The sequence below is a fragment of the Bailinhaonella thermotolerans genome (assembly GCF_003594875.1).
Lineage (GTDB): Bacteria > Actinomycetota > Actinomycetes > Streptosporangiales > Streptosporangiaceae > Bailinhaonella > Bailinhaonella thermotolerans.
In genome coordinates this window covers 1-1,238 of sequence record NZ_QZEY01000051.1, presented here as the reverse complement: position 1 = coordinate 1,238, position 1,238 = coordinate 1, and the positions used below count along the sequence as shown (strand labels likewise).

Here is a 1,238-nt window from a genome sequence, read left to right as displayed (position 1 = left end):
ACCGAGCAGATCGACTATCTGACGGCGGATGAGGAGGATCGGTACGTCATCGCGCAGGCGAACGCGCCGTTGACGGCGGATGGGAGTTTCGCCGAGGAGCGGGTGCTGGTCCGTCGTAAGGGCGGGGAGTTCGAGGCGATCCGCCCTGATGAGGTGGATTACATGGACGTCTCGCCGCGGCAGATGGTGTCGGTGGCGACGGCGATGATCCCGTTCCTGGAGCATGACGACGCGAACCGGGCCCTGATGGGCTCGAACATGCAGCGTCAGTCGGTGCCGTTGCTGCGCAGTGAGGCGCCGCTGGTGGGCACGGGCATGGAGTACCGCGCGGCGACCGATGCCGGTGATGTGATCACGGCGGAGAAGGCCGGGGTGGTGGAGGAGGTCTCGGCCGACTACATCACGGTGATGAACGATGACGGCACCCGGACGACGTATCGGGTGGCGAAGTTCAAGCGGTCGAACCAGGGCACGTGTTTCAACCAGAAGCCGATCGTGGACGAGGGCGCCCGGGTGGAGGCCGGGCAGGTGATCGCCGATGGGCCGTGCACCGATGACGGTGAGATGGCGCTGGGCAAGAACCTGCTGGTGGCGTTCATGCCGTGGGAGGGTCACAACTACGAGGACGCGATCATTCTGTCGCAGCGCCTGGTGCAGGATGATGTTTTGTCCTCGATCCACATCGAAGAGCACGAGGTGGACGCGCGGGACACCAAGCTGGGTCCGGAGGAGATCACCCGGGACATTCCGAACGTGTCGGAGGAGGTCCTGGCCGATCTGGACGAGCGGGGGATCATCCGGATCGGCGCGGAGGTGACCACGGGCGACATCCTGGTGGGCAAGGTCACCCCGAAGGGGGAGACGGAGCTGACGCCGGAGGAGCGGCTGCTGCGGGCGATCTTCGGGGAGAAGGCCCGGGAGGTCCGGGACACCTCGCTGAAGGTGCCGCATGGTGAGTCGGGCAAGGTCATCGGGGTGCGGGTGTTCTCCCGTGAGGACGGGGACGAGCTGCCTCCGGGTGTGAACGAGCTGGTCCGGGTGTATGTGGCGCAGAAGCGCAAGATCACCGATGGGGACAAGCTCGCCGGCCGGCACGGCAACAAGGGTGTCATCTCCAAGATCCTGCCGGTGGAGGACATGCCGTTCCTGGAGGACGGCACCCCCGTCGACATCATCCTCAACCCGCTCGGCGTCCCCGGCCGCATGAACGTCGGCCAGATCCTGGAGACACACCTGGG

At 66.0% G+C, this 1,238-nt stretch carries 1 pseudogene; it reads left to right on the top strand.

Annotated features, from left to right (window positions below):
* Positions 1–1,238, top strand: a pseudogene (locus D5H75_RS40690) (DNA-directed RNA polymerase subunit beta); the annotation flags it as partial.